The organism is Variovorax sp. J2L1-78 (assembly GCF_030317205.1).
Classification (GTDB): domain Bacteria; phylum Pseudomonadota; class Gammaproteobacteria; order Burkholderiales; family Burkholderiaceae_C; genus Variovorax; species Variovorax arabinosiphilus.
The window spans coordinates 859612-885117 of record NZ_JASZYB010000002.1 but is presented as its reverse complement, the minus strand read 5'-3'; the positions used below and the strand labels follow the sequence as shown (position 1 = coordinate 885117).

General features: G+C 70.4%; 24 protein-coding genes. 10 read left to right on the top strand and 14 right to left on the bottom strand.

What is annotated here, in order from left to right:
* Nucleotides 1-4: 4 nt before the first annotated feature.
* From QTH86_RS18100 to QTH86_RS18085, 4 genes are all read right to left on the bottom strand, one after another.
* Nucleotides 5-1312 carry a c-type cytochrome gene (locus QTH86_RS18100; protein ID WP_286647586.1) on the bottom strand — a complete coding sequence of 436 codons (1308 nt, stop codon included), beginning with the start codon at nucleotides 1310-1312 and terminating at the stop codon, nucleotides 5-7.
* Nucleotides 1309-3564: a xanthine dehydrogenase family protein molybdopterin-binding subunit gene (locus QTH86_RS18095; protein WP_286647585.1), complete on the bottom strand. Its 2256-nt coding sequence runs from the start codon at nucleotides 3562-3564 to the stop codon at nucleotides 1309-1311. Before QTH86_RS18095 ends, QTH86_RS18100 begins: the two co-directional genes overlap by 4 nt.
* A complete protein-coding gene (locus QTH86_RS18090) occupies nucleotides 3561-4067 on the bottom strand; it encodes a (2Fe-2S)-binding protein (protein ID WP_286647584.1) in 507 nt (168 codons plus the stop codon). Before QTH86_RS18090 ends, QTH86_RS18095 begins: the two co-directional genes overlap by 4 nt.
* A 185-nt stretch (nucleotides 4068-4252) precedes the next feature.
* A complete protein-coding gene (locus QTH86_RS18085; RefSeq protein ID WP_286647583.1) occupies nucleotides 4253-5578 on the bottom strand; it encodes an Nramp family divalent metal transporter in 1326 nt (441 codons plus the stop codon).
* A gap of 135 nt (nucleotides 5579-5713) precedes the next feature.
* Here QTH86_RS18085 and QTH86_RS18080 point away from each other — a divergent pair, with 135 nt between their 5' ends.
* The 3 genes from QTH86_RS18080 (at nucleotide 5714) to QTH86_RS18070 (ending at nucleotide 9781) form a co-directional block, all read left to right on the top strand.
* Nucleotides 5714-8155 (top strand): catalase, encoded by a 2442-nt coding sequence (locus tag QTH86_RS18080; RefSeq protein ID WP_286647582.1) that lies wholly within the window; start codon nucleotides 5714-5716, stop codon nucleotides 8153-8155.
* A 124-nt stretch (nucleotides 8156-8279) separates the two neighbouring features.
* On the top strand, nucleotides 8280-9071 hold the full coding sequence (locus QTH86_RS18075) for a transglutaminase-like domain-containing protein (protein ID WP_286647581.1): 792 nt from the start codon (nucleotides 8280-8282) through the stop codon (nucleotides 9069-9071).
* Nucleotides 9072-9172: 101 nt separating this feature from the next.
* Complete coding sequence (locus QTH86_RS18070) at nucleotides 9173-9781, top strand: hypothetical protein (RefSeq protein ID WP_286647580.1); 609 nt, start codon at nucleotides 9173-9175, stop codon at nucleotides 9779-9781.
* On the opposite strand, the gene QTH86_RS18065 is transcribed toward QTH86_RS18070, so the two are convergent.
* A complete protein-coding gene (locus QTH86_RS18065) occupies nucleotides 9778-10692 on the bottom strand; it encodes a LysR family transcriptional regulator (protein ID WP_286647579.1) in 915 nt (304 codons plus the stop codon). The genes QTH86_RS18070 and QTH86_RS18065 overlap by 4 nt on opposite strands.
* Before the next feature lie 120 nt (nucleotides 10693-10812).
* Between QTH86_RS18065 and QTH86_RS18060 the strand changes: the two genes are divergently transcribed.
* Entirely contained in the window at nucleotides 10813-11760 is a 948-nt protein-coding gene (locus tag QTH86_RS18060; protein ID WP_286647578.1) for an alpha/beta fold hydrolase, read from the top strand.
* Between the two features lie 7 nt (nucleotides 11761-11767).
* On the opposite strand, the gene QTH86_RS18055 is transcribed toward QTH86_RS18060, so the two are convergent.
* Complete coding sequence (locus QTH86_RS18055) at nucleotides 11768-12376, bottom strand: glutathione S-transferase (RefSeq protein ID WP_286647577.1); 609 nt, start codon at nucleotides 12374-12376, stop codon at nucleotides 11768-11770.
* A gap of 123 nt (nucleotides 12377-12499) precedes the next feature.
* On the opposite strand from QTH86_RS18055, the gene QTH86_RS18050 reads away from it, so the two are divergent.
* Nucleotides 12500-12955 (top strand): Lrp/AsnC family transcriptional regulator, encoded by a 456-nt coding sequence (locus QTH86_RS18050; RefSeq protein ID WP_286647576.1) that lies wholly within the window; start codon nucleotides 12500-12502, stop codon nucleotides 12953-12955.
* A 21-nt stretch (nucleotides 12956-12976) separates the two neighbouring features.
* On the opposite strand, the gene QTH86_RS18045 is transcribed toward QTH86_RS18050, so the two are convergent.
* The 3 genes from QTH86_RS18045 to QTH86_RS18035 form a co-directional block, all read right to left on the bottom strand.
* On the bottom strand, nucleotides 12977-14134 hold the full coding sequence (locus QTH86_RS18045; protein ID WP_286647575.1) for a YihY/virulence factor BrkB family protein: 1158 nt from the start codon (nucleotides 14132-14134) through the stop codon (nucleotides 12977-12979).
* Between the two features lie 105 nt (nucleotides 14135-14239).
* On the bottom strand, nucleotides 14240-15187 hold the full coding sequence (locus QTH86_RS18040) for a FecR family protein (RefSeq protein WP_286647574.1): 948 nt from the start codon (nucleotides 15185-15187) through the stop codon (nucleotides 14240-14242).
* Between the two features lie 52 nt (nucleotides 15188-15239).
* Nucleotides 15240-16742, bottom strand: a complete 1503-nt coding sequence (locus QTH86_RS18035) for a CYTH and CHAD domain-containing protein (RefSeq protein WP_286647573.1) — start codon at nucleotides 16740-16742, stop codon at nucleotides 15240-15242.
* 88 nt (nucleotides 16743-16830) lie between these two features.
* On the opposite strand from QTH86_RS18035, the gene QTH86_RS18030 reads away from it, so the two are divergent.
* From QTH86_RS18030 to QTH86_RS18020, 3 genes are all read left to right on the top strand, one after another.
* Nucleotides 16831-17406 carry a flavin reductase family protein gene (locus QTH86_RS18030; protein ID WP_286647572.1) on the top strand — a complete coding sequence of 192 codons (576 nt, stop codon included), beginning with the start codon at nucleotides 16831-16833 and terminating at the stop codon, nucleotides 17404-17406.
* Nucleotides 17407-17489: 83 nt separating this feature from the next.
* Nucleotides 17490-17765 carry a DUF4242 domain-containing protein gene (locus QTH86_RS18025; protein WP_286647571.1) on the top strand — a complete coding sequence of 92 codons (276 nt, stop codon included), beginning with the start codon at nucleotides 17490-17492 and terminating at the stop codon, nucleotides 17763-17765.
* 43 nt (nucleotides 17766-17808) lie between these two features.
* Nucleotides 17809-19653, top strand: coding sequence for an AfsR/SARP family transcriptional regulator (locus QTH86_RS18020; protein WP_286647570.1), 1845 nt, complete (start codon nucleotides 17809-17811; stop codon nucleotides 19651-19653).
* Here the strand turns inward: QTH86_RS18020 and QTH86_RS18015 are convergent.
* Together QTH86_RS18015 and QTH86_RS18010 are read right to left on the bottom strand one after the other, a co-directional pair.
* Nucleotides 19592-19972 carry a nuclear transport factor 2 family protein gene (locus tag QTH86_RS18015; protein WP_286647569.1) on the bottom strand — a complete coding sequence of 127 codons (381 nt, stop codon included), beginning with the start codon at nucleotides 19970-19972 and terminating at the stop codon, nucleotides 19592-19594. The genes QTH86_RS18020 and QTH86_RS18015 overlap by 62 nt on opposite strands.
* A gap of 23 nt (nucleotides 19973-19995) precedes the next feature.
* Entirely contained in the window at nucleotides 19996-20760 is a 765-nt protein-coding gene (locus tag QTH86_RS18010; RefSeq protein ID WP_286647568.1) for an SDR family oxidoreductase, read from the bottom strand.
* Between the two features lie 110 nt (nucleotides 20761-20870).
* Here QTH86_RS18010 and QTH86_RS18005 point away from each other — a divergent pair, with 110 nt between their 5' ends.
* Both QTH86_RS18005 and QTH86_RS18000 read left to right on the top strand, forming a co-directional pair.
* On the top strand, nucleotides 20871-21812 hold the full coding sequence (locus QTH86_RS18005; protein ID WP_286647567.1) for a LysR family transcriptional regulator: 942 nt from the start codon (nucleotides 20871-20873) through the stop codon (nucleotides 21810-21812).
* A 7-nt stretch (nucleotides 21813-21819) separates the two neighbouring features.
* Complete coding sequence (locus tag QTH86_RS18000; RefSeq protein WP_286647566.1) at nucleotides 21820-22155, top strand: hypothetical protein; 336 nt, start codon at nucleotides 21820-21822, stop codon at nucleotides 22153-22155.
* Nucleotide 22156: 1 nt separating this feature from the next.
* Here QTH86_RS18000 and QTH86_RS17995 read toward each other — a convergent pair whose 3' ends face one another.
* Genes QTH86_RS17995 through QTH86_RS17985 form a run of 3 tightly spaced genes read right to left on the bottom strand, consistent with a single transcriptional unit; the run spans nucleotide 22157 to nucleotide 25441 of the window.
* Nucleotides 22157-23398 (bottom strand): Zn-dependent hydrolase, encoded by a 1242-nt coding sequence (locus QTH86_RS17995; protein ID WP_286647565.1) that lies wholly within the window; start codon nucleotides 23396-23398, stop codon nucleotides 22157-22159.
* A 1-nt stretch (nucleotide 23399) separates the two neighbouring features.
* Entirely contained in the window at nucleotides 23400-24374 is a 975-nt protein-coding gene (locus tag QTH86_RS17990; protein ID WP_286647564.1) for a fatty acid desaturase, read from the bottom strand.
* Entirely contained in the window at nucleotides 24371-25441 is a 1071-nt protein-coding gene (locus QTH86_RS17985; protein ID WP_286647563.1) for an alpha/beta fold hydrolase, read from the bottom strand. The genes QTH86_RS17990 and QTH86_RS17985 overlap by 4 nt, the downstream gene beginning before the upstream one ends.
* Nucleotides 25442-25506 lie beyond the last annotated feature (65 nt).

The following is a 25506-nucleotide window of genomic DNA, read 5'->3' as shown; positions in this document are numbered from 1 at the left end:
CGGGTCACTTCGTGCGCTGCTCCGCCACCATCTCCGGTGTCACCCGCCCCGCCTTGTTGCCGAACTGCGCCATCACGTAGTTCGCCAATGCGGCGACTTCGGTGTCGGTGTAGGCCTTGCCGAAGGCCGGCATGTACACGTGGTTCTTACCCACATGCATGTTCACGCCCTGCAGGATCATCTGCGTGACGTTCGCGCCCTCGGGGTCGTTCACGCCGCGCGTACCGAGCAGCCCGGCGTACGGCGTCTGCTGCCCCTTGCCGTTCCACTGGTGGCAGCTGGCGCACGCCGCCGCGAACAGCTTCAGGCCCATCTCGTGCCCTTCGGCCGTGTTGCCGGCCGGCGCCGCGGCGCTGGCCGTCACGGCCCAGGGCGCCTTCGTGTCGATGTCGATCGGCGACTTGCCTTGGCGGGCCGGCACGCTGCGCAGGTAGGTCACCAGCGCCGCCACGTCTTCGGCCTTCAGGTGCTGCAGGCTGTGCTCGACGGCTTCGCCCATCGGTCCGCCGGCCGAGCCGCGCCCGTCGGCATGGCCGGTCGACAGGTAGCTCGCGAGTTGCGCGTCGCTCCATGCACCGACGCCGGCCTTCGGGTCCGAGGTGATGTTGTAGGCGCGCCAGCCCTGGAGTTCTGCGCCGGCCAGGTCGTTGCCCTTGTCCAGCGCGAAGGCCAGGTTGCGCGGCGTGTGGCATTCGGCGCAATGCCCCAGCGCGGTCGCCAGGTAGGCGCCCTTGTTCCACTCGGCGGGCTTGGCCGCGTCGGCCACGAAGCGCTCGCTCTTGAAGAAGGCCGCGTTCCAGAAGCCCATGGCCCAGCGCTGGTTGAACGGGAAGCTCAGGTCGGCCGGCTGGTTCGGCTGGCTCACCGTCGGCAGGCTGAAGAGGTAGGCCTTGATCGCCAGCACGTCGCTGCGGCTGAGCTGCGTGTACGAGGTGTACGGGAACGCCGGGTACAGCCGCTGGCCGTCGCTGCGCACGCCGTCGTGCAGCGCGCGCACGAACTGGTCGTCGGTCCATCGGCCGATGCCGGTGTCCGGGTCGGCCGTGATGTTGGACGAATAGATCGTGCCGAAGGGCAGCTTGAAGGGCACGCCGCCCGCGAACGGCTGCCCCTTGCCGCCGGCGACCGTGTGGCAGGCGATGCAGTCCGCCGCCTTCGTGAGGTACTCGCCGCGCACCAGCACCGCCGCGTCGGCCGGCGCGCCGGCCAGCACCGGGGCCTGGCCCGGCGACGTGTCGGAGCGGGTCAGAAAGACGTAGAGCGCAGCGCCGACCACCAGCAACGCCACGATCACCATCGAGAGCCGCTTCATGCTGCGCTCCCTTCGATCGTCATGTCGCTCGTCCGCGCATCGGCGACCTTCTTCTTGAGGGCCGCCTTGTCCTGCACCAGCAGGGCGCGGTTCACCGGCAGCGCCCGCAGGCGCACGCCCGTGGCGGCGAAGATGGCGTTGGCCAGTGCCGGTGCGGCGATGGCCGTGCCGACCTCGCCGAGCCCGCCGGGCGCTTCGCCGCTCTTGACGGTATGGACCTCGACGGTCGGCGTCTCGTTGATCCGCAGCGTCCGGTAGTCATGGAAGTTGCTCTGCTGGATCGCGCCGTTCTCGATCGTGATCTCGTTGAAGAGCGCCGCACTCAGCCCGAAGAGCAGCCCGCCCTGCACCTGCGCTTCGACCGAGCCCAGGTTGATGGCGATGCCGCAGTCGAGCGCCACCACGGCGCGCCGCAGCCGCACCTCGCCCTGCGGCGTGACCTCGACTTCGATCATCGCGCAGACCCGGCTGCCGAACGGATCGCCCAGCGCCACCCCGCGGCCGACGCGCGCGGGCAGCGTGCCCTGGCCCCAGCCCATCTTGCTGGCCGCCAGGTCGAGCACCGCCAGCGTGCGCGGGTTCTTCTGCAGCATGGCACGGCGGTAGGCCACCGGGTCCTGCTTGGCGCGCTGCGCCAGTTCGTCGATGAAGCTCTCGAGCACGAAGAGGTTGTGCGTGGGCCCGACGCCGCGCCACCAGCCCACATCCAGGCCCGGCGGCATGTCGTGGCGCACCCACTCGACCTTCAGGTTCGGGAAGTCGTAGGCCGGCTCGGCGACGCATTCGATCAGGTCGCCGTCCATGCCGTCCTTGCCCATGAACGCCGGCGCCCAGCGGCCGAGCACGGTGCCGCCGCTGATGCGGTCACCGAACCAGACGAGCTTGCCGTTCGCGTCCACCACGGCGGAGATGTTGTCGTGGTACATCGGGCGCACGATGTCGTGGCGGATGTCTTCCTCGCGGGTCCAGACCACCTTGAGCGGATACGGCACCTGCTTGGCGAAGGCCACCGCCTGCTCCACCGAATCGGTTTCCAGCCGGCGGCCAAAGCCGCCGCCCAGGTACTGGTTGTGCAGCACGACCTTGGCTTCGGGCAGGCCGGTGATCTTGGCCGCGACGCTCACGCAGCGCGCGGGCACCTGCGTGCCGACCCAGATCTCGCATTGATCGGGCTTCACGTGCACCGTCGTGTTCAGCGGCTCCATCGTGGCATGCGCCAGCATGGGCAACTGGTAGGTGGCCTCGACCAGCGTGCCCTCGGGCCGCTTGCCGACCTCGCGGCCGAGGATGGCCTGGCCCTTGGCCAGGCTGTCGGCCAGCGCGTCACGCAGCTTTCGGGTGGTGAGGCCGGCGTTCGCGCCCGGCGTCCATTGGATCTTGAGCGCATCGAGGCCCTGCTTGGCGGCCCAGAAGTGCTCGCCGACCACGGCCACCGCGTTACCGATGCGCAGGACGTCGATCACCCCCGGCACCGCGCGGGCGGCCTTGTCGTCGACCGACGCCAGCGAGCCGCCGAGCGTCGGGCAGGCCTGGACCGTCGCGACCTTCATGCCGGGCAGCCGGATGTCGATGCCGAACTGCGACGTGCCATTGACCTTGTCGGGCGAATCGACGCGCCGCAAGGGCTTGCCGATGACGGTGAAGTCCTTGGGGTCCTTGAGCGCGACCTTGCCCGGCATCGGCAGCTTGGCCGCATTCGCCGCCAGGGCGCCGAAGCCCAACTGCCGGCCCGAGGGTGCATGGCTCACCACGCCACGAGCGACGGTGCAGCTCGCCGGCTCCACCTTCCATTGCGCGGCGGCGGCCGCCACCAGCAGCGTGCGCGCCACCGCGCCCGCTTCGCGCAGCACGCCGTAGGTGCTGCGGGTGCTGGTCGAGCCGCCGGTGATCTGGCCGCCCAGCAGCGGCATGCCATAGAGCGCTTCGTCGGGCGGCGAATGTTCCACGCGCACCTGGTCGAGCTCCACGCCCAGCTCTTCGGCGATCATCATGGCCGAGCCGGTGTAGATGCCCTGCCCCATCTCGGCCATGGGCATGACCAGGCGCACGCCGCCATCGGCATCCACGCGGATGAAGGCATTGGGCGCAAAGGGCGGGTTGCCGTCGGCCAGCGCGGCGGCGGCGTCGCCGGGTTGCTGCCGGGCGTTGATCGCTGCCACGGCCTTGCCGGCGCCGCTGAGCCAGGTGAAGGCGATGGCCAGGCCGCCGGCCTGAAGCAGGGTCCGTCGATCGAAGGTGGCGGGTGCTTTCACGATGCGCTCCTGGCCGTCGGCATGGAAACGATCGACTGCAGCACCTCGGGCTTGCCCGTGGCCGCCTGCTTGATGGCCGCGCGGATGCGCACGTAGGTCGCGCAGCGGCAGACGTTGCCCGCCATGGCCAGGTCGATGTCGGCATCGCTCGGGTTCGGCACGCGCTGGAGCAGCGCTGCCGCCGACATGATCTGGCCCGACTGGCAGTAGCCGCACTGCACCACGTCGACGTCGAGCCAGGCCTTCTGGACCTGCTTGCCGCTGGCGGTCTCGGCCACGCCCTCGATGGTGGTGACCGGCTTCGTGCCGACCGCACCGACCGGCAGCACGCACGAGCGGACCGGCTGCCCGTCGAGGTGCACCGTGCAGGCGCCGCACTGCGCGATGCCGCAGCCGAACTTGGTGCCGGTCAGGCCGACGACGTCGCGCAGGACCCAGAGCAAGGGCATGTCCTGGGGGACGTTCACGGCATGGGGTTTGCCGTTGATGTTGAGATCGATCATGGGATTTCCTCGTGGCGTGGGCGCGACGGGGGATGCGCTCACTTGTTTTTATGTGCCCTTGCAGTCTCGCCTCTTTTGCGCGAGACGGCGCACGACGCCCGAGAGAGCCGCAGAACGTCCATCGGACGATGCGCACCTGCCTCGCCGGAGGCAGTGCAAAGCTGGTAGAAGGCGCTGGCGGTGCGTCAGCCCAGGCCGCCCACCACCGACGCCACCAGCCACACGTTGGCCACGGCGATGAGCGTGAACAGGCTCCAGGCCACGGCCTTGAGCCACGGCCCGTTGGCGTACTCGCCCATCAGTGCGCGGTCGCTCGTGAAGCGCACCAGCGGCCAGATCGCGAAGGGCAGTTGGAAGCTCAGCACCACCTGGCTCGCCACCAGCATCTTGCCGATGGCCCCGTCGCCGAGCCACCAGACGCCGACGAAGGCGGGCACCAGCGCCAGCGCGCGCGTGATCAGGCGGCGCTGCCAGCACGGGATCTTCAGGTCGAGGAAGCCTTCCATGATGATCTGGCCGGCGATGGTGCCGGTGAAGGTCGAGCTCTGGCCCGAGGCGAGCAGCGCGATGCCGAAGAGCGTGGCGGCGAGCGCGCTGCCGACCAGCGGCTCGATCAGGTGGTAGGCGTCCTCGATGTCCGCGACCTCGCGGTGGCCGTTCGCGTTGAACGCGCTGGCCGCCAGCACCATGATGGCGGCATTGACCAGCAGGGCCAGCGACAGCGACACCACCGCGTCGAGCGTGCAGAAGCGCACCGCCTCGCGCCGTGCGGCGTCGGTCTTCGCCACCAGCCGCGTCTGCACGATCGACGAATGCAGGTACAGGTTGTGCGGCATCACGGTCGCGCCGACGATGCCGATCGCCAAGTACAGCGCGCCGGGCTGATGCAGCCGCTCCAGGCTGGGCGCGAAGCCCATCGCCACGCCGAACCAGTTGGGCTGCGACATGATCAGCTCGACCGCAAAGCAGCCGGCGATGGTCGTCACCAGCCCCAGCACGATGGCCTCCACGCGGCGAAAGCCCGCGCCCTGCAGGCCGAGCACCAGCAGCGTGTCGAAGGCGGTGATGGCGATGCCGACGGGGATGGACACGCCGAACAGCAGATGCAGCGCCAGCGCGCTGCCCAGCACCTCGGCCAGGTCGCAGGCCACGATGGCGAGTTCCGCGCCCAGCCACAGGAAGCGGTTGACGCGCGGCGAATAGCGCTCGCGGCAGGCGCGTGCCAGGTCCTTCTGCGCAACCAGGCCGAGCCGCACGCACAGCGTCTGCAACAGCATCGCCGCCAGGCTGGCGAGCAGCACGACGAAGAGCAGGCCGTAGCCGAAGCGGGAGCCCGCCTCGATGTCGGTGGCCCAGTTGCCCGGGTCCATGTAGCCGACCGACACCAGCAGGCCGGGGCCGGCGTAGCGCCAGAGCTTCTTGTGGAAGGGCAGCCCGGCGTCGACGGCGATGCTGCCCTTGACTTCGGATGGACAGAAGGGCGCGGTGGCGGTGCGAGGCAACGAAAACATGGCGCCCGATGATAGGTGCGCACGTCGGCAAAGCAGGCGCGGCGTCCTACGCGAGGGCCATCGGGGCTTGCCTAGGTTCAGTGGTGCTCAAGCTGAACAGCCCCTGAACCGCCGTCCATTTCCAAAGAACCCACCATGGCCAAAATCCCTCGCGCTCCGTCCCGATCGCCCGTCGATCCCGTCACCACCAACACCGCCAAGGCCGCCGCCCGCAACACCGACAGCGGCCCCGCCCACCCGGCACCGCCGGGCGCCGCGCCGGGCGACCTGCCCGCGCAGAAGGCCGCCGACACCCAGGCCCTCGCCGCCGCCATGCCGGCCAACACCAACAAGCCGCTGGAACATGGCGAGGCGAATGCGCTGAAGGCGCCGCCGGGCCTGACGGCCACGCCGCCCTCGCGCCTGCCCGGTGGCAGCACGCTGTCGGAAGCCAACGCCTCGGACAAGACCGGCACCGTGGCCGCCGAAGGGGTGAACGCCACCATCGACACGCTCGACCGCGTGCGCGTCGATTCGAGCGGCCAGCGCCTCACGACCAACCAGGGCGTGCCCGTCGCCGACAACCAGAACTCGCTCAAGGCCGGCGCCCGCGGCCCGGTGCTGTTGGAAGACTTCATCCTGCGCGAGAAGATCACGCACTTCGACCATGAGCGCATTCCAGAGCGCATCGTGCATGCCCGTGGATCGGGTGCCCACGGCTTCTTCGAGGCCTACGAGCCGCTGACGAAGTACACCAAGGCCGCCCCCTTTCAGGAAGCCGGCAAGATCACCCCGGTGTTCGTGCGCTTCTCTACCGTGGCCGGCGAGCGCGGCTCCAAGGACACGGCGCGCGACGTGCGCGGCTTCGCCGTGAAGTTCTATACCGACGAAGGCAACTGGGACCTGGTGGGCAACAACATGCCCGTCTTCTTCATCCAGGATGCGATCAAGTTCCCCGACCTGGTCCATGCCGTCAAGCCCGAACCGCACCACGCCATGCCGCAGGCGGCCTCGGCGCACGACACCTTCTGGGACTTCGTCTCGCTGATGCCCGAGTCGACCCACATGCTGATGTGGCAGATGAGCGACCGCGCGATTCCGCGCAGCTACCGGATGATGCAGGGCTTCGGCGTACACACCTTCCGCCTGGTGAACGAGGCGGGCGAGTCGGTCTTCGTCAAGTTCCACTGGCAGCCCAAGCTGGGCACGCATTCGCTGGTGTGGGACGAGGCGGTGAAGATCTCCGGCGCCGACCCGGACTTCCACCGCCGCGACCTGTGGGAAGCCATCGACGCGGGCGAGTACCCCGAGTGGGAGCTGGGCCTGCAGATCTTCAGCGAAGAACAGGCCGAGACCTTCAGCTTCGACATCCTCGACGCGACCAAGATCGTGCCGGAGGAACTGGTACCGGTGCAAATCGTCGGACGCATGGTGCTCAACCGCAACCCCGACAACTTCTTCGCCGAAACCGAGCAGGTCGCGTTCTGCACCGCCCATGTGGTGCCGGGCATCGATTTCACGAACGACCCGCTGCTGGCCGGCCGCATCCATTCCTACGTCGACACGCAGATCAGCCGCCTCGGTGGGCCGAACTTCCACGAACTGCCGATCAACGCCCCGATCGCGCCGGTGCACAACAACCAGCGCGACGGCATGCACCGCCAGGCGATCCACCGTGGCCGCGTGGCCTACGAGCCGAATTCGCTGGCGGGCGGCTGCCCGTTCCAGACCGGTGCCGCGCAGGGTTTCACCAGCGTGGCACGCCGCATCGACGCGCAGGCATCGAGCGACAAGGTGCGCGCCAAGCCGGAGAAGTTCGCCGACCACTACACGCAGGCCAAGCTCTTCTTCGAAAGCCAGACGCCCGTCGAGCAGGCGCACATTGCGGCCGCCTTCCGCTTCGAGCTGTCGAAGGTCACCGTGCCGGCCGTGCGCCAGCGCATGGTCGCCGGCCTGCTGAACGCATCGCCGGAACTCGCGGCCAAGGTGGCCGACGGCTTGGGCATGGAACTGCCTGCGCCGTTGCCGCTGGCGCTCGAAACACCGGTGACGCCCGAGGTCGAGACCTCGCCGGCGCTGTCGCTGATGGCGCGCACCGGCGACGGCGGCATCCGCTCGCGCAAGATCGCGCTGCTGGTCGCTGACGGCGTGGACGGCGCATCGCTCGCCACCTTGCAGGCCGCCCTGCTCGATGCCGGTGCCGTGCCCCGCATGGTCGCCGCGAAGCTCGGCACTGTGACATCGGCCGACGGCCAGAAGCTCGAGCCGGATGCGACGATGGAAAACAGCCCCGGCTTCCTGTTCGACGCGCTGGTCCTGCCCGATGGCCAGGCGGCGGCCGAAGCGCTCGCGGCGGTGGGCCACACGATGGACTTCATCAAGGACCAGTACCGCCACTGCAAGACCATCCTCGCGCTCGGTGCCTCGCAGGCGCTGCTGGGCGAAGCGGGCATCCCGCTGACGCTGCCCGACGGTGCCGGCGACCCCGGTCTGATCCTGGCCGACGGTGCGGACATCGCCGGCGCCGCGGCCGACTTCATCGCCGCCGTCGGCATGCACCGCCACACGGCGCGCGACACCGACCCACCACGCGTCTGAGCGCACGGCGCGCGGCGGCCCGCCCGCCGCGCGTCCGACCGCTTCTGTCGGCATTGCCGGTCACGCTGGCGCCATGCCGACGTGGCACGCTGCGCTCCATTCCCACCTTTGAGAAAAGCACCGAATGAAGCTCCAGGCCAACTGCACCATGACCGTCAAGGCGGCGGCGGATTGCCCCGTGGTCGCCATGCTCCGGCCCCGCAGCGGCATGGCGCAGTGGATGATCAGCGAGCGCTACGAGCTCTCCCCCTGGGTGCGCACCACCGAGTACGTCGACAGCTACGGCAACCTGTGCCAGCGCCTGACCATCCCTCAAGGCGAGATGCGCATCGAGGTCGAGATGGTGATGGAGACCGAAGAGCACATCCGCGTGACGCCCGGTGCGCCGGCCACGCCCATCGCGGCACTGCCCGACGATGCGCTGCTGTACCTGCTGCAAAGCCGCTACTGCCCGTCCGACAAGATGGAGGCGAAGGCGCGCGAGATCGTGGGTGATGCGCTGCCGGGCTACGACCAGGTCGAGGTCATCCGCGCCTGGATCCACCAGAACATCGAATACCGCTACGGCGTGAGCGACGCGACCACCGACGCGCTCGACACGCTGGACCACGGCGCCGGCGTGTGCCGCGACTTCTCGCACATCGGCGTGTCGCTGACGCGCGCGCTGAAGATCCCGGCGCGCGTCGTCGTCGGCTATCTGCACGAGCTCGACCCGATGGACATGCACGCCTGGTTCGAAGCCTTCGTGGATGGCCGCTGGTACACCTTTGACGCGACGCAGAGCACACCGCGCGGCGGCCGCATCGTGGTGGCCTACGGCCGCGACGCCGCCGACGTGGCCTTCGTGTCGAACTACGGCCCGCTCGAGATGGGCGACATGCACGTGGCCGTCCAGCAGCTCGAGCCGGCGCGCTGACGCATACGACGGGAACAGCGGGTGGTGCGTCGGCCTGCACCGGCCCGCCGACGCGACCCCGGCTCACACCGCCCGCGGACGGGAACGTCTACGCTCGGGCCATGAGTAGAGAAGAACAAGAACGACCGACCGGGCCCCTCGGCGCCGCATCGACGCCCTCCACCCAGCAGCTCGCTGCCCTGGCCGATGCCTTGGCCGGCATCGCGCGCCAGCATGGATTTGCCCGCAATGCGGTGCACGCGATGTGGGAGTCGCTGCGCCGCGGGCAGGGCCACATGGCGCACTTCGACCACGCCGAATTCGGTGGCAGCGGCCAGTGGCTGCGCGGCGGAATGATCGTGGTCGGTGACATCTTCAACGACGCGCTTGCCCTGCGCGTGGGCGCCCTGTGCGACGAACTCTCGCAGCTGCTGGCCGCCCACCCGGAATGGGCGGTGGAGCCGCCCCGGCGCCTGTCGGTGCACTGGTGGCCCGCCGGCCTCTCCACGCCCGCCAGCAGCGGCGCGCAGAACGGCATCCGCTATGCCTGGTTCCCCGAGCAGCGCCGCCTGGCCGTCGAGCGCGACGGCGAGGTGACGCTCTACGACACCGACGACCACCGCATCGGCGGCGTGGCGCAGCAGCAGGGCGGCGCCGGCCCCTTGTGCTTCACGAGCCAGCACGGGCCGATCGACCTGGCCACGCTGCGGCGCGTCGAGAACCCCGACTAGGGCAGGGGCGCATCCCACGCCGGCGTTCCCGCCAGCGTGTCGGCCAGGAAGTCCACCATCACGCGCACCTTGGCGCTCAGGTGGCGGCGGCTGGCGTAGATCGCCTGGATGTCGATGTCGGGCATGCGAAAGCCGGGCAGCACTTCGACCAGGCGGCCGGCGCGCACGTCCTCGCCGATGAGGAAGCTGGGCTGCCAGATCACGCCGGCGCCGGCCAGCGCTGCCGCCCGTGCGGTGTCGCCGTTGTTGGCGCGCATGGCCCACCGCACCTTCACCGAATGCGGGCCGCCGGCCGCGTCGACGAACTGCCATTCGTCGGCGGTGGCGCCATAGGTGTAGCCCAGGCACACATGCCGCGCGAGGTCGGCGGGCACCTGCGGCATGCCGTGCGCGGCCAGGTAGGCCGGTGAGGCACAGACGATGTTGCGCGAGCGGCTCAGCCGGCGCGCGATGTGGCTGGTGGAGCCGCTGCGCGAGATGCGGATCGCCAGGTCGTAGCCCTCTTCCACGATGTCGACGATGCGGTCGATCAGAACGATGTCCAGTTCGACCTCGGGGTACTTCGCCATGAAGCGCGGCCACAGCGGCGCGAGCACCAGGATGCCGAAGCTCAGCGGCGCGTTGATACGCAGCCGCCCGCGCGGCTTGAGCGACGCCGTGCTGGCCAGCGCCTCGGTCTCTGCCACCTCCTCGAGGATCGATTTCGCCCGCTCGTAGAGCGTCTCGCCGCCCTCCGTGAGCGACAACCGGCGCGAGCTGCGGTTGAGCAGGCGGGTGCCCAGGTGCGCCTCCAGCTCGTTGACGTAGCGCGTCACGTTGGCCGGCGAGGTATCGAGCGCATCGGCCGCCTTGGTGAAGCTGCCGCGCGCCACCACGGTGACGAAGACTTCGAAGGCACGCAGTCGGTCCATGGACGCTCCGATCATTCATAAAAGCTGAACGAGTAGAGCAGTTTTGGGGCCTTCTTGAAAGCGAAGCTGAATCCTAAATTCACCCCATCGCTTCAACACCCCACCGAAAGGACCTGCACCATGACCACCGACAGCCCCCTCCCCACCCGCCGCGCCCTGATCGCCGGCGCCGCCGGCCTTGGCGCCGCGCTCACCCTCGGCGGCACGGCCCACGCCGCGCCGACCACCGACGCCGTTGCCGGCTTCCGCTCGCGCTTCGCCGACGTCAACGGCACGCGCATCCACTACCGCATCGGGGGCAGCGGCCCAGCGGTCGTGCTGCTGCACGGCTATGCCGAAACCGGCCACATGTGGAACCCGCTGATGCCGCTGCTGGCCAAGACCCACACCGTGATCGTTCCCGACCTGCGGGGCGCCGGCGACTCGGCCAAGCCCGAGACCGGCTACGAGAAGAAGAACATGGCCGTCGACATCCATGAACTGGTGAAGTCGCTCGGCATCGCCAAGGCCAGCATCGTCGGCCACGACATCGGCCTGATGGTGGCCTACGCGTACGCCGCGCAGTTCCCGGCCGAGACCGAGCGCGTGGTGCTCATGGATGCCTTCCTGCCCGGCATCGGCCCCTGGCAGAACGTCTGGCTGCTGCGCGACCTGTGGCACTTCCATTTCCACGGCACCACGCCGCTGGCGCTGGTCAAAGGCCGCGAGCGCATCTACTTCGAGCACTTCTGGAACGACTTCGCGGCCGACCCGAAGCACTCGGTGCCCGAGGCCGACCGCCGCCTCTACGCCAAGGCCTATGCGCAACCGGGCGGCATGCGCGCCGGCTTCGAGTACTTCAAGGCCTTCGAGCGCGACGCGGCGGAATTCGCCGAACTGGGCAAGACGCCGCTGCCCATGCCGATGCTGGTGCTCTCCGGCGAGAAGGCCGGCGGCAGTTTCCTGATCGAGCAGGGAAAGATGGTGGCGACGAACGTTGAAGGCGTGATCGTCAAAGGCTCGGGCCACTGGCTGATGGAGGAAGCGCCCGAGCAGGTGATCCCGGCGCTTCTCCGCTTTCTCGGCTGAGCGCGCGTCAGACCTGCGGCGCCGCCTCGAACGCCGGCGTGCGTTCCGCACGGGCCGAGAAATCGGCCAGCGTCGGGCACGTTGCCGGGTCGATCGCATCCGGCAGGATCATCTGCAGGAAGGCCCAGGCCACCGCGGCCGAGACGCCAGCCTGCGTCATGGCCTGCGGCTCGGCCGACAGCGGGGCGGCCGCCAGTTCCTGCTCCAGCGCCGCACAGGCCGCGGCGAGCTGGCCCTGCACCCGGTCGAGCCAGGGCTGGTGCTGCTTCTCGGCCGGCCGCAGATTTCGTTCGTAGACGATCTGCACGGTCTTCTCGCAGGCCGCCAGTGCCAGCCCGGTGAGGCGCAGGTCGCGCAGCCGGCCGGCGGCATCGGCGGGCGTCAGGCGGCGCCCGGCCACCGTCTCGGCATGGTCGATGATCAGCGTCGAATCCATCAGCACCGTGCCGTCGTCGCAGACCAGCGTCGGGGCCTTCACCACCGGGTTGATCGCGCGGAACTGCTCGAAGGTGCTGAACACCGAGATCGGCCGGTGCTCGAAGAGCAGGCCCAGCAGCCGCAGCGAGATCGCGGCGCGCCGCACGTAGGGGGAGTCGAGCATTCCGACGAGTTGCATGGGTTCTCCAGGATGAGGTCGGGCCACGATAGCGGCGCACGGGCAATGGACGAATGGCGACTCATCGAAAATCCGCCGTGCCAACCGATCGCTCATCGGCACCGAGACCCCATCACCCCTCCCATGAACATCGACAAGAAGGATCGCCTGATCCTGGAAGCCCTGCAGACCGATGCGCGCCAGAGCCTGGCGGCGCTCGGCAAGCGCATCGGGCTCTCGCAACCGGCCATGAGCGAGCGCGTGCGCAAGCTCGAGAGCGCCGGCGTCATCGAAGGCTACGGCGCGCGCGTCAACCTGCGCGCCCTGGGCGTGGGCCTGGAGGCCATCGTCCGCATCGAGACCACCCACGCGTGCATCGCCCGCTACCTGGCGCTGTTCGAGGCCATGCCCGAGGTGCTGAGCGCCGATCGCGTGACCGGTGCGGATTGCTTCGTCGTGCGGTGCGCCATCGCCGAGCCGGCCGACCTGGAGCGCGTGGTGGATGCCCTGGCGGTGGATGGCGCGGTGACCACGTCGCTGGTGCTGTCGAGCCCGGTGCGCAAGCACGCGACCGTGCGCGCCGCGAAGGCGCCGAAGTAGCGAACCGCCTTCGCCTCCGCCTCAGGCGCGCACGCCGCGCCGGCCCTGCCTGGCGGCCCGGCGCTGGCGCTTCTGCCAGCGCGTGACGGCCGCGCTCGCGACCGTCGCCACCGCGAGCAGCAGCACCTGGCGCACCAGCGTGGCCGAGGCGGTGTGCATGCGGCGCTCGATGCTGCGTTGCATCGATGCCGTCCTCGCCAGCCGCGCCGTCGTGGCACGCGGGCGCGTGCCGGCGGGGGGCACCGCGCCGGCGGCCACGGCGGCCGGTGCGGCGTCGGTGCCCGCCTCGGCGGCCGCTGCCGTGGCCTGCGTGCTGGCGACCGCCTTGGCGCCGGCCACCGAGCCGTGCTCGTCGGCATACACCTTGGTGAACTCGGCGCCCAGCAGGAACACCTGCGCGGCGTAGTAAACCCAGGCCAGCAGCACCACCAGCGAGCCCGCCGCGGCGAAGGTCTCGGCCACGCCGCTCTTGCCGAGGTACAGGCCGATCAGCGTCTTGCCGACCTCGAAGAGCACGGCCGTCACGATGGCGCCCACCCACACGTCGCGCCAGGCGATGCGGGCGGTCGGCATCAGCTTGTAGATCATCGCGAAGAGCACGGTGGTGATGCCCACCGAGATCGCGGTGTTCAGCACCAGCAGCAGGACTTCCGACCCCGGCATCAGCCCGCCGGCCCAGCTGCCGAAGGCGGCCACCGCGGCGCTGACGAGCAACGACACCATCAGCAGGAAGACGAGCCCCAGGATCAGCCCGAAAGACAGCACGCGTGCCCGCAGCACCGCCCACACACCGCTCGGCTTCTCGGCCTCGGGCACGTGCCAGATGCGGTCGAGCGAACTCTGCAGCTCGGCGAACACGGTGGTCGCGCCGACCAGCAGCACCACGATGCTGATGCCGCCGGCCACCAGCCCCTTGCCGGGCTCGCTGGCGCTCTGGATCATGCCCTGCACCGCGAGCGCGCCGTCGCGGCCGATCAGCCCCTGCAGCTGCGAGACGATCTCGCCCTGCACCGCCTCGCGCCCGAAGATCGCGCCGGCGATGGCGATCACGATCACCAGCAGCGGCGCCAGCGAGAACACCGTGTAGTACGAGATCGAGGCGCCCATGCTGGGCGCGAAGTCGTCGATCCAGGCGTTGACGGCCTTCCGGCAGAGATGGATGAGTTGGGAGGACTTCATGGGGCGACCATCGCGAGAAAATGGGGCCACTGTGAATGCCCGGACGGCGCCGCCGATGCGCCAAGCGCGGAAGCTGAAGTAGGCGGGGACCGCGCCGCCCCGGCCTCAGCGCAAGGCCTCGGCAGGCCGCGCCGCCGGCGCCCCGCGCTCGCGGGCCCAGACCACCGGGCCGACGCGGACGATGTCCAGCGGCAGGGTCTGGGGCAGCGTGTCGAGCCAATCGTCGATGTGGTCGAAGGCCACCACGGTGCTCAGCCGCGTCTCGGCCACCACACCCACCGGTCCGTACCAGAGGCGCCGGTCGTAGCGGCGCACCTCGTCCATCACCCGGCCCAGCGCCTCGTTCTCGAACTGGAGTTCGCCCTGGCGCCAGGCCAGTGCGCGCGGCGCCTCCTCATGCCGAACACCCGAGTGCACGCGCCGGTCGAAGCGCAGGACGTCCCCTGCGCGCAGCACGGCGGGTTCGTCCAGCGCGGTGCCCACGACCTCGGCCTCGCCGCGCTCGACCGCGACGGCCACGCTGCCGTCGCGGTCGCGCCGCACCGACAGCGCGCCGTCGTGCACCCGCACCTGCCCGATGCTCGCGTCGATCAGCAGCGGGCGCGGCGCCACCGAGGTCGTCTCGACATAGATCCCGCCGCGCGCCAGACCGACGCGGCGCTCCCTGCCCCCGACCTCGATGTCCACGGCGGTGTCGGTGTCCAGCTGCAGCTGGCTGCCGTCGGCCAGACGCATGGTTCGGCTTTCGCCGACGCCGGTCTCCGCGTCGAAGCGCTCGTTCGACCACCACAGGCCGGCCGTCACCGCCAGCACCACGGCGGCCGCCAGTGCCGGCCGGCCGGCGCGCGTGCCGGCCAGCGCCTCGACCTCGCCCAGCTTCGGCACACCGACGAAGACGGTCGCGGGCGGCTCGTAGTCGTAGCTGTGCCACCGGGGTGACGCCGGGGGCTGCTCCGTGGCCGGGTCCGGCGCGGCGGCGGGCGCAGCATCCCGGGGGGCGGCCGGTGGCCGACCCGGGTTCTTTTTCTTCCAGAAATCGGAGAGAGGGTTCATACGAGCTCGACGAAACGCGGACCAGGGGCGGGCGGCGGCGCCGGCAGGCCCGCTACCGTTTCTTCCAGAAGCGGGGGGCATCGGCCATTTTGCGCAGTGCACGGCGGCTTGTCTGTACGCCTTCCGCCTGCCTTGCGCTCAACCAGCCGACCGCGAACCAGGCGCGCGGATCGCTCGCGGCGGCCGCGCGGTAGACGCCGAGCGCCACCTGCTCGTCGTTGGCGCGGCCCAGCGCGTCCTGCGCCGGCGTGAGGCGCTCGAGGTAGCGCCCGGCCCGGGTGGCGTCGAACAGCGGCGCGACGAACTCGGCCAGGTAGCGCAGCCGCTTGAGGCGCTTGCGCACCGCGTGCCGCGCGGCGATGTCGAGCGTGTCGAAGCGCTTGCCGTCCTTGCATGCGCGGTCGTGCAGCGTGCGCAGCTGCCCCCGCAGGTGGCGGCGCGCCTCGGCCGGCGCCATGCCCTCGGACGGCAACGGCTGCGCCGCGAAGCCGATCAGCCCGATCAGCGCCGCCTGGAAGCCCGGGCTGCGCACCACGGTGCCGGGCGACGGCGCCTCGGTCGCGTCGGCGGGCAGCGTGATCTCCGGTGCGTCGGCCGCACGCAGGCCGGGGGCGACGACCGCCGTCGCGATGTCCGCGTCACGGTGGGCCCCGAGTGCGCGGAAGGCCGCCACCAGTGGTGCCTCCCAGGCCGGATCGAAACCCGTGCCGAGCGCGTCGAGTTCGCGCAGCGCGGTGCGCAGGCGGCGGATGCCGACGCGCAGCTGGTGGATGTGCTCGGCCTCGTCGCTGCCCGCGGCCACCTCGCTGGCGTTCGGCAGGATCTGCGCGAGGCAGGCGGCGACCACCGCCCGCTGCACCGCCGGCCCCGACGGAAAACCGTCGCCGGTGGCGTAGCGGGGGGCCGCGGCCTTCACCGCCGGGCCGCGCGCGATGCCGGCCAGCAGCCGCTCGCCCCGCTCGGCCTTGGACACCGTGTCGAACCAGAGCCGATGCTGCTGCGACCAGCGATAGGCCAGCGCGACCAGGCCCTCGACCTTGCCGCTCACCAGCTCCAGCTCCAGCTCGCAGACGGCGGCCATGCGCGGCGTACCCCCATCGGCCGGGTGGGCGGTGATGGTGCCCGTGTCCAGCGCCAGCTCGACCACCGCGCCGGGGGTGCGCAGCACGCGCGTGAGGCGCCAGATGTCGGTGCCGTAGGTCTCGACGAGCGGCTGGCCCGCGTCGGCCAGCAGCCGCGTCAGCGTGTCGCCGACCGGCGTGCCGGCGTGGCGCTGCACGTCGGGCATCGGCGCTGCACCGGCACGCGCCAGGCCGAGGTCGACGTTGTGCTCCAGGCGGTGCAGCGGCCCCTCGCCCAGCGCCTTGGCCGTCTGCACCCAGCGCCGGCCTTCCTGGCGCAGCCGGAGCACGGCGCCGTGCGCGGCCAGCGTGCCGTTCGCCGTGTCGAAATAGCGCGCCCGCAGACGGGTGCGCTGCACCGGCGCGCGGCGCACGGCGGCTTCGAGCGTCTTCAGGCGCTCGGCGGGGATGTGGAACTTGAACTCGATTTCCATGGCGTGTGGCTGCAAGGGCGGCGGACCCATGGCATCGTCGCACGTCCGACGCGGGCTGCGTCCCTCTCCTTGTTCCGAAAGATGTCCCATGACCCATTTCCGCCCCGTCGCCCTCGAACACGCCAGCCGCCTCATCAACCACGGACCGACCGTGCTGGTGACCAGCGCGCACGGCGGCCGCCGCAACGTGATGGCGGCGGCCTGGTCGATGCCGGTCGAATTCACGCCGCCGCGCATCGCCGTCGTGATCGACAAGAGCACCTTCACCCGTGAGCTCGTGGCAGCCAGCGGCGCCTTCGGTATCTGCATCCCCGGCGCCGCGCTGGTGGACCTCACCTACGCTGTCGGCAGCGTCAGCGGCCGGACGACCGACAAGTTCGCGCAGCACGGCATCGAGGTCGCACAGGGCCCGGTGCTCGGCCTGCCGGTGATCGAAGCCGGCTGCGCCGCCTGGCTCGAATGCCGCCTGATCCCCGAGCGCCACACCGAGGACGCCTACGACACCTGCTTCGCGGAAGTGGTGGCCGCCGCGGCCGATGCGCGCATCTTCTCGGACGGGCACTGGTCCTTCCGCGACGACAACGGCGACCTGCAGACGATCCACCACCTCGGCGCCGGGAATTTCGTACGCGCCGGGGGCGTGCTGAAGGCGCGCCACGCCTGAGCGCGAACGGCCGTTCCATCACACGCTCGCTCACACGGGCCGTGCCTAACCTGGGCAGCTCCTCTTCACTTCAAGGAACTGCCATGCCTCAATTCGTGATCGAACGCGACATCCCCGGCCTCGGTGAACTCAAGGCCGACGAACTGCAAGCCGTCTCCCAGAAATCCTGCGCCGTGCTGCAGGCGCTGGGCAGCGACGTGCAGTGGGTGCACAGCTATGTGACGGCCGACAAGATGTACTGCATCTACAACGCGGTCCACGAAGACCTCGTGCGCGAACATGCCCGGCGCGGCGGCTTTCCGGCCACGCAGGTGGCACGGGTCGTGAACGTCATCGGCCCGACCACCGCCGAGGCCTGAGCCCGCGCTTGCAGCCTGCGGGCACGCGCGCGACCATCGGGCCATGGGCCTCGCGATCCATCTCCTCGGCGCGCCGCGTGTGGAACGCGACGGCCGTGCGGTGCCCGCGCCGCGCGGCCTCAAGGTCTGGGCGCTGCTCGCCTACCTGCTCCGAAGCGACACCCGCGCGACGCGCCAGCACCTCGCCGAGCTGCTCTTCGAAGACGCCGAGGACCCGCTGGCCGCGCTGCGCTGGAACCTGAGCGAGCTGCGGCGCCTGCTCGGCGACCCGGGCCTGCGCGGCAACGTGCCGACGCTGTCGCCCGACCCCGAACGCTATGTCGATGTCGAGGCCCTGACCCAGGGCGACTCTGCGCAGGCGCTGGCGGTCCCGGGCCTGGGACGCGAACTGCTCGAAGGCATGGGCTTCGCCAGCAGCCCGTCCTTCGAGGTCTGGCTGGCGACCGAGCGGCGCCATCTCCAGGCCACGGCCGAGGCGGTGCTGCGCGAAGCCGCGCTGACACGCCTGGCGAACGGCGCGGCCGGCGAAGCCGCCGACCTGGCTGCGCGCCTGGTGCGCCGAAATCCGCTGGACGAGAACTTCCAGGCCTTGCTCGTTCGCAGCCTGGCCGCCGCGGGCGACGGTGTCGGCGCGGCCCGCCAGGCCGCGGCGTGCCGCGAACTGTTCCGGCGCGAGCTCGGCATCGAACCCGGCGCCACGCTGGAGGCCGCGGCGCGCACCGTCACGGCCCTGCCCACTGCGCGGCCGGCGACCGGCCGCGTCGCTGCGCTCGCCCAGCTCGAAGCGGGCGAGGCCGCCATCGGCGCCGGTGCACTCGACGCCGGCCTGCAGTGCCTCCGGCGCGCCATCGTCGAAGCGGACCACACCGGCGACCCGGTGCTGCGCACCCGCGCCCGCCTGGCCCTGGGCGGCGCGCTGGTGCACGCCGCCCGCGGCCACGACGAAGAAGGTGCGACCGCGCTGCACGAGGCCTTGGCGGTAGGGCAGGACGCCTCGCCGCCGCTGGCGGCCGCCGCCTGCCGCGAGCTCGGCTACGTCGAGTTCCTGCGCGGACGCTACGAACGGGCGCAGGTCTGGCTCGCGCGCGCACGGCCCCTGGCCGGCGATGACCGGGCCGAACAGGGCCGCATCGCGATCGTGCACGGCGCGACGCTCAGCGACACCGCGCACTACCCCGAGGCGATCGCGATGCTGTTCGATGCCGTGGCCTTCTCCAACGGCATCGGCGAACCCAGGCAGCTGGCCTATGCGCTGTCGATGTCGGGGCGCGCGCTGATGCTGCATGGCGAACTGGACGCCGCGGCCGAGGCGCTGGACCGTTCGATCGCCATGGCGCAGTCCCGCTGGACCGCCTTCCTGCCCTGGCCGGAATCGCTGCGCGCGGAAATCGATCTGCAGCGCGGCGACGTGGCCGCCGCGTCGGACCGCTTCGAGCACGCGTTCGCGCTCGGCTGCCAGCTCGGCGACCCCTGCTGGGAAGGCATCGCGGGCCGCGGCCTGGGTTGCGTGGCCATCGCACGGGGCGAGACGGCACGCGCCGTCGAGACCCTGACGGACGCCATCGCACGTTGCATGCGCCTGCCCGATGCCTACCTGTGGGGCAAATGCCATGCGCTCGACGCGCTGTGCGGGCTGGCGGCCCGCCAGTCGCTGCCGCAGGCCGGCGCATGGATCGACGAGATGCTGCAGCTCGCGGCGCGCAGCGGCATGCGCGACTTCACCGTGCGCGCCCACCTGCACCGCGCCGCGCTGGGCGACGGCGCCAGTGCCGCGGCGGCACGGCTGCTCGCCTGCGACATCGACAGCCCGGCGCTGTGCGAGGCGCTCAATCCGGCTGGAAGGCCTTCGCGGCCGCCGCCGTATCGAGCGCCTCCCGCAGCAGCCTGATCTTTCCGTTCTCCGCGATCAGCAACCCCGCATAGGTCTGGCGGTAGATCTTCGACGAGTCGGCCACGGCGGCCTCGACGTCGTATTCGGCGAAAGCCTTCTCCGGCGTTTCGATCCAGAACCTGATGTTCTTGAAACCGAAGGCGGGGACCTTCTTCAGCAAGCCTGCGATCAGCGCTTCGATGGCTTCGGGGCCCTGCGCGCGGACGTGGATCCACGGCAGTTCGAGGACGCCGTCGCTGGCGAAGAGGCTGGCTGCGGCGGCCGGCGTCTGGATGCCGGCGAGGTAGGTGCGAAGCAGTTGGGGGGCGGTTTGCATGGCGTGCTCCTGGTTGTCGCCGATCAGACCTGGGCCTGTCCGCCGTCGGCGAACAGTTCGACGCCGTTGACGAACGCAGCGTCGTCGGAGGCCAGGAAGACCGCTGCCTTGGCGATGTCTTCCGGCTGGCCCATGCGGCCGAGCGGGACCTGCGTCGTCAGGTAGTCGAGCAGGCCCTGCTGCTGCGCCTTGTCGGGGCCTGCCAGCTCCACCAGCCCCGGGGTGTGGATCGGGCCGGGCGACAGCGTGTTGACGCGGATCGCGCGGCCCTTCAGGTCGAGGATCCAGCTGCGCGCCAGGTTGCGCACCGCGGCCTTGGTGGCACTGTAGATGCTGAAGTTGGCGGTGCCCAGCACGCTGGTGGTGGAACCGGCCAGGATGACCGATGCGCCGTTCAAGGCCTTGTCGAGCAAGGGCAGCGCCTTCTGCACCGTGAACACCACCGCCTTCACGTTCCGATCGAAGGTCTCGTCCACGTGCTGCTCGGTGATGGCGCCCAGCGGCAGCATCGAGCCGCCGCCGGCGTTGGCGTAGAGCACGTCGATGCGACCATGGCGCGCCGCTACCTGGTCGTACAGCGTGTCGAGGTCGGCGAGCTTCGTCGAGTCGGCCTGCACGCCGACGGCGGCCGGTCCGATGGCCGCCACGGCCGCGTCGAGTTCCGACTGCCGGCGACCGGTGATGTAGACCGACGCTCCTTCGGCGGCAAACGCCTTGGCGGCGGCCAGGCCGATGCCCGTGGTGCCGCCGGTGACGACCGCGACCTTGCCTGCGAGTTTTTGAGCCATGTTTTTTCTCCGTGAATGAAAGATGGCTCGAGGTTATTCAGTTCATCCCCTGGAATAAACGGCGACTTTTCTAGAAGATAATTCATCGATCTGAATAATCGGCGCCCGGCATGGACCAACTTCTCGCGCTCAAGGTGTTCGTTCGCATCGCGGAAACCGGCAGCTTTTCGCGCACGGCCGACGCGATGAACATCCCGCGCCCGACCGTGACGAAGCTGGTGCAGGACCTGGAGCAGCACCTGGACGCCAAGCTGCTGCAGCGCACGACACGCCAGGTCCACGTCACGGCCGAGGGCTCGGCGTATTACGAGCGCGCCCGGCACCTCATCGCCGAACTGGAAGACATGGACCAGCTCACTCGCCGGTCGCGCTCGCAACTGCGTGGCCGGCTCCGCGTCGACGTGGGTTCGGTGCTGGCGGATCGCATCCTGATCCCGGCGCTGCCGGACTTTCGTGTGCGCTACCCGGACCTGCAGCTGGAACTGGGCGTGAGCGACCGCCCGATCGACCTCGTCGGCGACGGCGTCGACTGCGCGATTCGCGGCGGCGAGATGCCCGACACCACGATGGTCGCCCGCTACCTGGCCGAACTCGACTGGGTGACCTGTGCCGCCGGCACCTACCTCGACCGCCACGGCGAGCCCCGGCATCCCGATGAACTCAGCGCCACGGCGCACACGCTGGTCGGCTATTTCTCGTCGTTGACCGGCCGTGCCTTCCCGCTGGAATTCCACCAGGGCGACACACGCATCGCCGTGAAGCCCGAGGGCGCGATCTCCGTCAACGAAAGCACCGCCCACGTGAACGCCCTGGCGTGCGGCCTGGGCATCGGGCAGACCTTCCGCTTCGCGGCCGCGCCCTACCTCTCCGATGGCCGCCTGCGCAGCGTGCTGGTGGACTGGTCGCGGCCGCCGCAGACCTTCCGGCTCATCTACCCGGGCAACCGGCACCTGAGCGCGAAGATCCGCGCGTTCTCCGATTGGGTGGTGGAGGTCTTCGAACCCCTCGATGACCGCGCCCGGCGGCCGCCCCCGGCTCCTGCGCGGGCATGATCAGGCCATGTCCGACGAATACCAGATCGATATCCCGCCCTCCTTCTTCGCCGTGTTCAGCGACCCGGTGCGCCAGCGCCTGCGCGAACCCATCGGCGTGGTGCGTGCGCGCTACGAGGTGTGCGAAGACCTGGCGACCGCGCTGGTCGAGCAGGCACGCATCCTGGCGCATGTCGAGGTGCCGTCGGAAGACGAGGTGCTGCAGCGCATCCACGCCGGCCTGCGCTCGGCGGGCTCGGGCGTGTCCCCGGACGAGGCGCGCTGGGTGGTGCTGCGGCTGGCCGAGTTGCTGGGGTGGCAGACGCCGCAGCTCGACGAGGGCGAGGCGGGCGACGCGGCTTGAATCAGGCCGCGGCGAGGAGCATGGCGTCCAGCAGCACGTTGCAGCCGGCCGTCAGGTGCTCGGGCTTGGCGTCTTCCACCTCGTTGTGCGAGATGCCGTCCTTGCAGGGCACGAAGATCATGCCCACGGGCAGCTGGCTCGCGACGTAGACCGCGTCGTGGCCGGCGCCGCTCACCACGTCCATGCAGCTGTAGCCACGCGTCTTCGCGCCTTGGCGCACGCCTTCGACCAGGGCCGGCGCGAAGGCGGTCGGCGGGAAGTACACGACCTGTTCGATGTCGACCTTCGTCCTGGTCGCGGCGGCGACTTCGGCACAGGCGGCGCGGATCTCGGCGTCCATCTTCGAGAGCGTCTCGTCGTCGATGTTGCGCAGGTCGGCCGTGAACTTCACGCGGCCCGGGATCACGTTGCGCGAGCTGGGGAACACGTCGACGGTGCCCACCGTGCCGCGGCCGTGCGGCGCGTGGCGCAGCGCGATGGCGACCGTCTCCTGCATGAGCCTGGTGGCCGCCTGCAGCGCGTCGCGGCGCAGCGCCATCGGTGTCGGGCCGGCGTGGGCTTCCTGGCCGGTCACGGTGATGTCGTACCAGCGCTGGCCGAGCGCGCCGGTGACGGCGCCGATCACGACGTCGGCGTCTTCCAGCACCGGGCCCTGTTCGATGTGCGCCTCGAAATAGGCCGCGAAGAGCGGTGCGCCGGCCGAGACTGCTGCCGGCGATTCGCCGGCGTAGCCGATGGCCTTGAGTGCGGTCTCGACGCTGATGCCCTCGCGGTCGACCGCGGCCAGTGCGGTCTCGAGCGTGAAGGCGCCGGCGTACACACCCGAGCCCATCATCACCGGCACGAAGCGCGAGCCTTCCTCGTTGGTCCAGATCGCCATCTCGAGCGGCAGGCGCGTCTGGATGTCGTGGTCGTTCAGCGTGCGGAAGACTTCGAGCACGGCCAGCACGCCGTAGTTGCCGTCGAACTTGCCGCCGGTCGGCTGCGTGTCGATGTGGCTGCCGGAAGCGACCGCGGGCGCGTCGTTCTCACGCCCGGGGCGGCGCGCGAAGATGTTGCCGATCTGGTCGACGCGGATGGTGCAGCCGGCCTCTTTCGCCCAGCCGATGACACGCTCGCGGCCCTGGCGGTCGAGGTCGGTCAGCGCCAGCCGGGCCACGCCGCCGGCGGGCGTGCCGCCGATTTCGGCGAGGGACATCAGGCTGGCCCAGAGGCGGTCGCCGTTGATCGAAAGTGCGGTCATGTCAGGTGTTCTCCGTGTGAGGCAAGGGGGTGTCGGTGGGCAGCAGATGGCGCAGCACGGCCGCCGTTGCGGCCGGGTAGCCGGGCGCGGTGTTGACGATGTGCGGCGCCAGCATCGCGTTGAGCTTCGGCAGCGCGTGGAAGGGCACGGCCGGGTAGGCGTGATGCTCCACGTGGAAGGGCATGTTCCACGCGAAGAAATGAACGAAGCGGTTGGTGTAGGTGGTGCGCGTGTTGGCCAGCATGTCGTTGCTGTGGGCGCAGCCGGTGTGCTCGGCCAGCAGGTACGGGCGCAGGAACAACTGGCCGGCCATCAGCGGCACGACCCACAGCCACAGCGCGGCGAGCGAGCCGGTGGCGATCGACACGGCCACGATCGCCGCGTAGCCCGCCAGGTAGGCGCGCGCCTCGCGCACGATCAGGCCGCGCTTGTCTTCGGGCACCCACGGCACGGTCACGCGGCCGAGCACGCCGTGGCGCCAGAGCAGTTTCGCGCGACCCACCCAGATCGGCATGCCGGTCCAGTACCAGGCGATGGCGGCACGGGTGCGCGGCAACGGGTTGGCCAGCTCCGGGTCTTTCTCCGGATCCTGCGTGTGACGGTGGTGCACCCAGTGGTAAGCGCGGTAGTACTCGTAGGGCAGGACCACCGCGAAGCCGGCGAAGTGGCCGAGCGCGTGGTTGAAGGCGCGGGTGCGGAAGGCCGTCTGGTGTGCGGTCTCGTGCACCACGTTGAAGAGGAAGGCGATGAAGTAGCCCTGCAGCAGCGTGAGCGGCACGGCCCACACGGTGCCGAGCGCGTGCCACAGCGCGACGCCGCCGAGTGCGATGGCGCCCAGGTGGCCGAGGGCGCGGCGCGCGCCGGCCGCGTCGGAACGCACGGCCAGTGCCTTCAGCTCTTGCGCGCTCACACGGAAGGTGGCGGGCTTGCGCACGGTGCGCGGTGCCTCGGTGTCGGTGATGGTCGTGGTGCTCATGTGGCCAGCAGCGCTTTCACGCGCGTCTCGATGAAGGCCCGGTCTTCGGGCTGGTGGACAGCACTGGGGTTGCCCGCGCGGTGGCCCCACACCGACGGAATGGGCTGCAGGTCGCCGTGGCGCAGGTGCGGCAACTCGGCGCGGTTGTCGTCGACCTGGAAGTACAGGTCGTGGTCGCCGGGCATCAGCAGCACGCGGGCGCGAATGGCGCCGAGCGCCTTCTTCAAGTCGCCGCCGTACAGGGCGTTGGCGCTGATGTCGCCCGTCTGCCAGGTGCGGAACTGCGCCAGCAGGTCGGCCGGGTCGCGGCGGGCGAAGGTGGTCTCCCAGTTGCTGACGAGGTAGTCCTCCAGCGACGAGGCGCCGAGTTGGCGCCACATCTCGTCGCGGTAGAAGGTCTGCGACAGCGCCCAGCCCGCATAGACGCGCCCCATGGCGCGCAGGCCGCGCACGGGCCGCTCGGTGAACGCGCCATCGCGCCAGGCGGGGTCGGCCATCAGCGCGTGCGCCGCGCCTTCGATGAACACGCGGTTGTGCGGCGCGCAGCGCGCGGCGCCGCACACCACGGCGATGCGGTCCACCGCGTCGGGGAACAGCGCCGCCCAGTGGTAGGCCTGCATGGCACCCATCGACCAGCCGTAGACCAGCGCCACACGCTCGATGCCCCACAGCTCGGCCAGCATGCGGCGCTGCACGTGCACCGCGTCGTAATAGGTGACGTCGGGGTAGCGTGTCCCCACGTCGGGCCAGGGCGTGTTCGACGGCGAGCTCGACAGCCCGTTGCCGAACAGGTTGGCGATGACGATGAAGTACTTCGACGGGTCGAGGGCGCCGCCCTCGGCCACCATGTGCTCGATGTCGGTGTGCTGTGCGCTGTACGAGGTCGGGTAGAGGATGACGTTCGAGCGCTCGGCGTTCAGCGTGCCGAAGGTCTTGTAGACCAGAAACATGTTGCGGAAGGTGCGGCCGGACTGGAGCACCACGTCCCCGGCCTGAAAGACGCCGACCTGGGACGCGCCGGTATCGGCGCGTGCCGCATGTGCATCGGCTGCGGGCGTGGCGGTCATGGGCTGTGTCCTTTTTTGGTGCTTCGATCGTGCGGCTGAATAACTATACTCTGCGTACAGCAAAG

Bases quoted from the DNA above. Each gene is read 5' to 3' on its own strand.
- QTH86_RS18025 (WP_286647571.1), top strand. From the start codon at position 17,490: ATGCCTCAATTCGTGATCGAACGCGACATCCCCGGCCTCGGTGAACTC.
- QTH86_RS18080 (WP_286647582.1), top strand. From the start codon at position 5,714: ATGGCCAAAATCCCTCGCGCTCCGTCCCGATCGCCCGTCGATCCCGTC.
- QTH86_RS17990 (WP_286647564.1), bottom strand. From the start codon at position 24,374: ATGAGCACCACGACCATCACCGACACCGAGGCACCGCGCACCGTGCGC.
- QTH86_RS18035 (WP_286647573.1), bottom strand. From the start codon at position 16,742: ATGGAAATCGAGTTCAAGTTCCACATCCCCGCCGAGCGCCTGAAGACG.
- QTH86_RS18065 (WP_286647579.1), bottom strand. From the start codon at position 10,692: ATGGACCGACTGCGTGCCTTCGAAGTCTTCGTCACCGTGGTGGCGCGC.
- QTH86_RS18020 (WP_286647570.1), top strand. From the start codon at position 17,809: ATGGGCCTCGCGATCCATCTCCTCGGCGCGCCGCGTGTGGAACGCGAC.
- QTH86_RS18030 (WP_286647572.1), top strand. From the start codon at position 16,831: ATGACCCATTTCCGCCCCGTCGCCCTCGAACACGCCAGCCGCCTCATC.
- QTH86_RS18015 (WP_286647569.1), bottom strand. From the start codon at position 19,972: ATGCAAACCGCCCCCCAACTGCTTCGCACCTACCTCGCCGGCATCCAG.
- QTH86_RS18040 (WP_286647574.1), bottom strand. From the start codon at position 15,187: ATGAACCCTCTCTCCGATTTCTGGAAGAAAAAGAACCCGGGTCGGCCA.
- QTH86_RS18050 (WP_286647576.1), top strand. From the start codon at position 12,500: ATGAACATCGACAAGAAGGATCGCCTGATCCTGGAAGCCCTGCAGACC.
- QTH86_RS18070 (WP_286647580.1), top strand. From the start codon at position 9,173: ATGAGTAGAGAAGAACAAGAACGACCGACCGGGCCCCTCGGCGCCGCA.
- QTH86_RS18000 (WP_286647566.1), top strand. From the start codon at position 21,820: ATGTCCGACGAATACCAGATCGATATCCCGCCCTCCTTCTTCGCCGTG.
- QTH86_RS18090 (WP_286647584.1), bottom strand. From the start codon at position 4,067: ATGATCGATCTCAACATCAACGGCAAACCCCATGCCGTGAACGTCCCC.
- QTH86_RS18005 (WP_286647567.1), top strand. From the start codon at position 20,871: ATGGACCAACTTCTCGCGCTCAAGGTGTTCGTTCGCATCGCGGAAACC.
- QTH86_RS18060 (WP_286647578.1), top strand. From the start codon at position 10,813: ATGACCACCGACAGCCCCCTCCCCACCCGCCGCGCCCTGATCGCCGGC.
- QTH86_RS18055 (WP_286647577.1), bottom strand. From the start codon at position 12,376: ATGCAACTCGTCGGAATGCTCGACTCCCCCTACGTGCGGCGCGCCGCG.
- QTH86_RS17985 (WP_286647563.1), bottom strand. From the start codon at position 25,441: ATGACCGCCACGCCCGCAGCCGATGCACATGCGGCACGCGCCGATACC.
- QTH86_RS17995 (WP_286647565.1), bottom strand. From the start codon at position 23,398: ATGACCGCACTTTCGATCAACGGCGACCGCCTCTGGGCCAGCCTGATG.
- QTH86_RS18010 (WP_286647568.1), bottom strand. From the start codon at position 20,760: ATGGCTCAAAAACTCGCAGGCAAGGTCGCGGTCGTCACCGGCGGCACC.
- QTH86_RS18100 (WP_286647586.1), bottom strand. From the start codon at position 1,312: ATGAAGCGGCTCTCGATGGTGATCGTGGCGTTGCTGGTGGTCGGCGCT.
- QTH86_RS18045 (WP_286647575.1), bottom strand. From the start codon at position 14,134: ATGAAGTCCTCCCAACTCATCCATCTCTGCCGGAAGGCCGTCAACGCC.
- QTH86_RS18075 (WP_286647581.1), top strand. From the start codon at position 8,280: ATGAAGCTCCAGGCCAACTGCACCATGACCGTCAAGGCGGCGGCGGAT.
- QTH86_RS18085 (WP_286647583.1), bottom strand. From the start codon at position 5,578: ATGTTTTCGTTGCCTCGCACCGCCACCGCGCCCTTCTGTCCATCCGAA.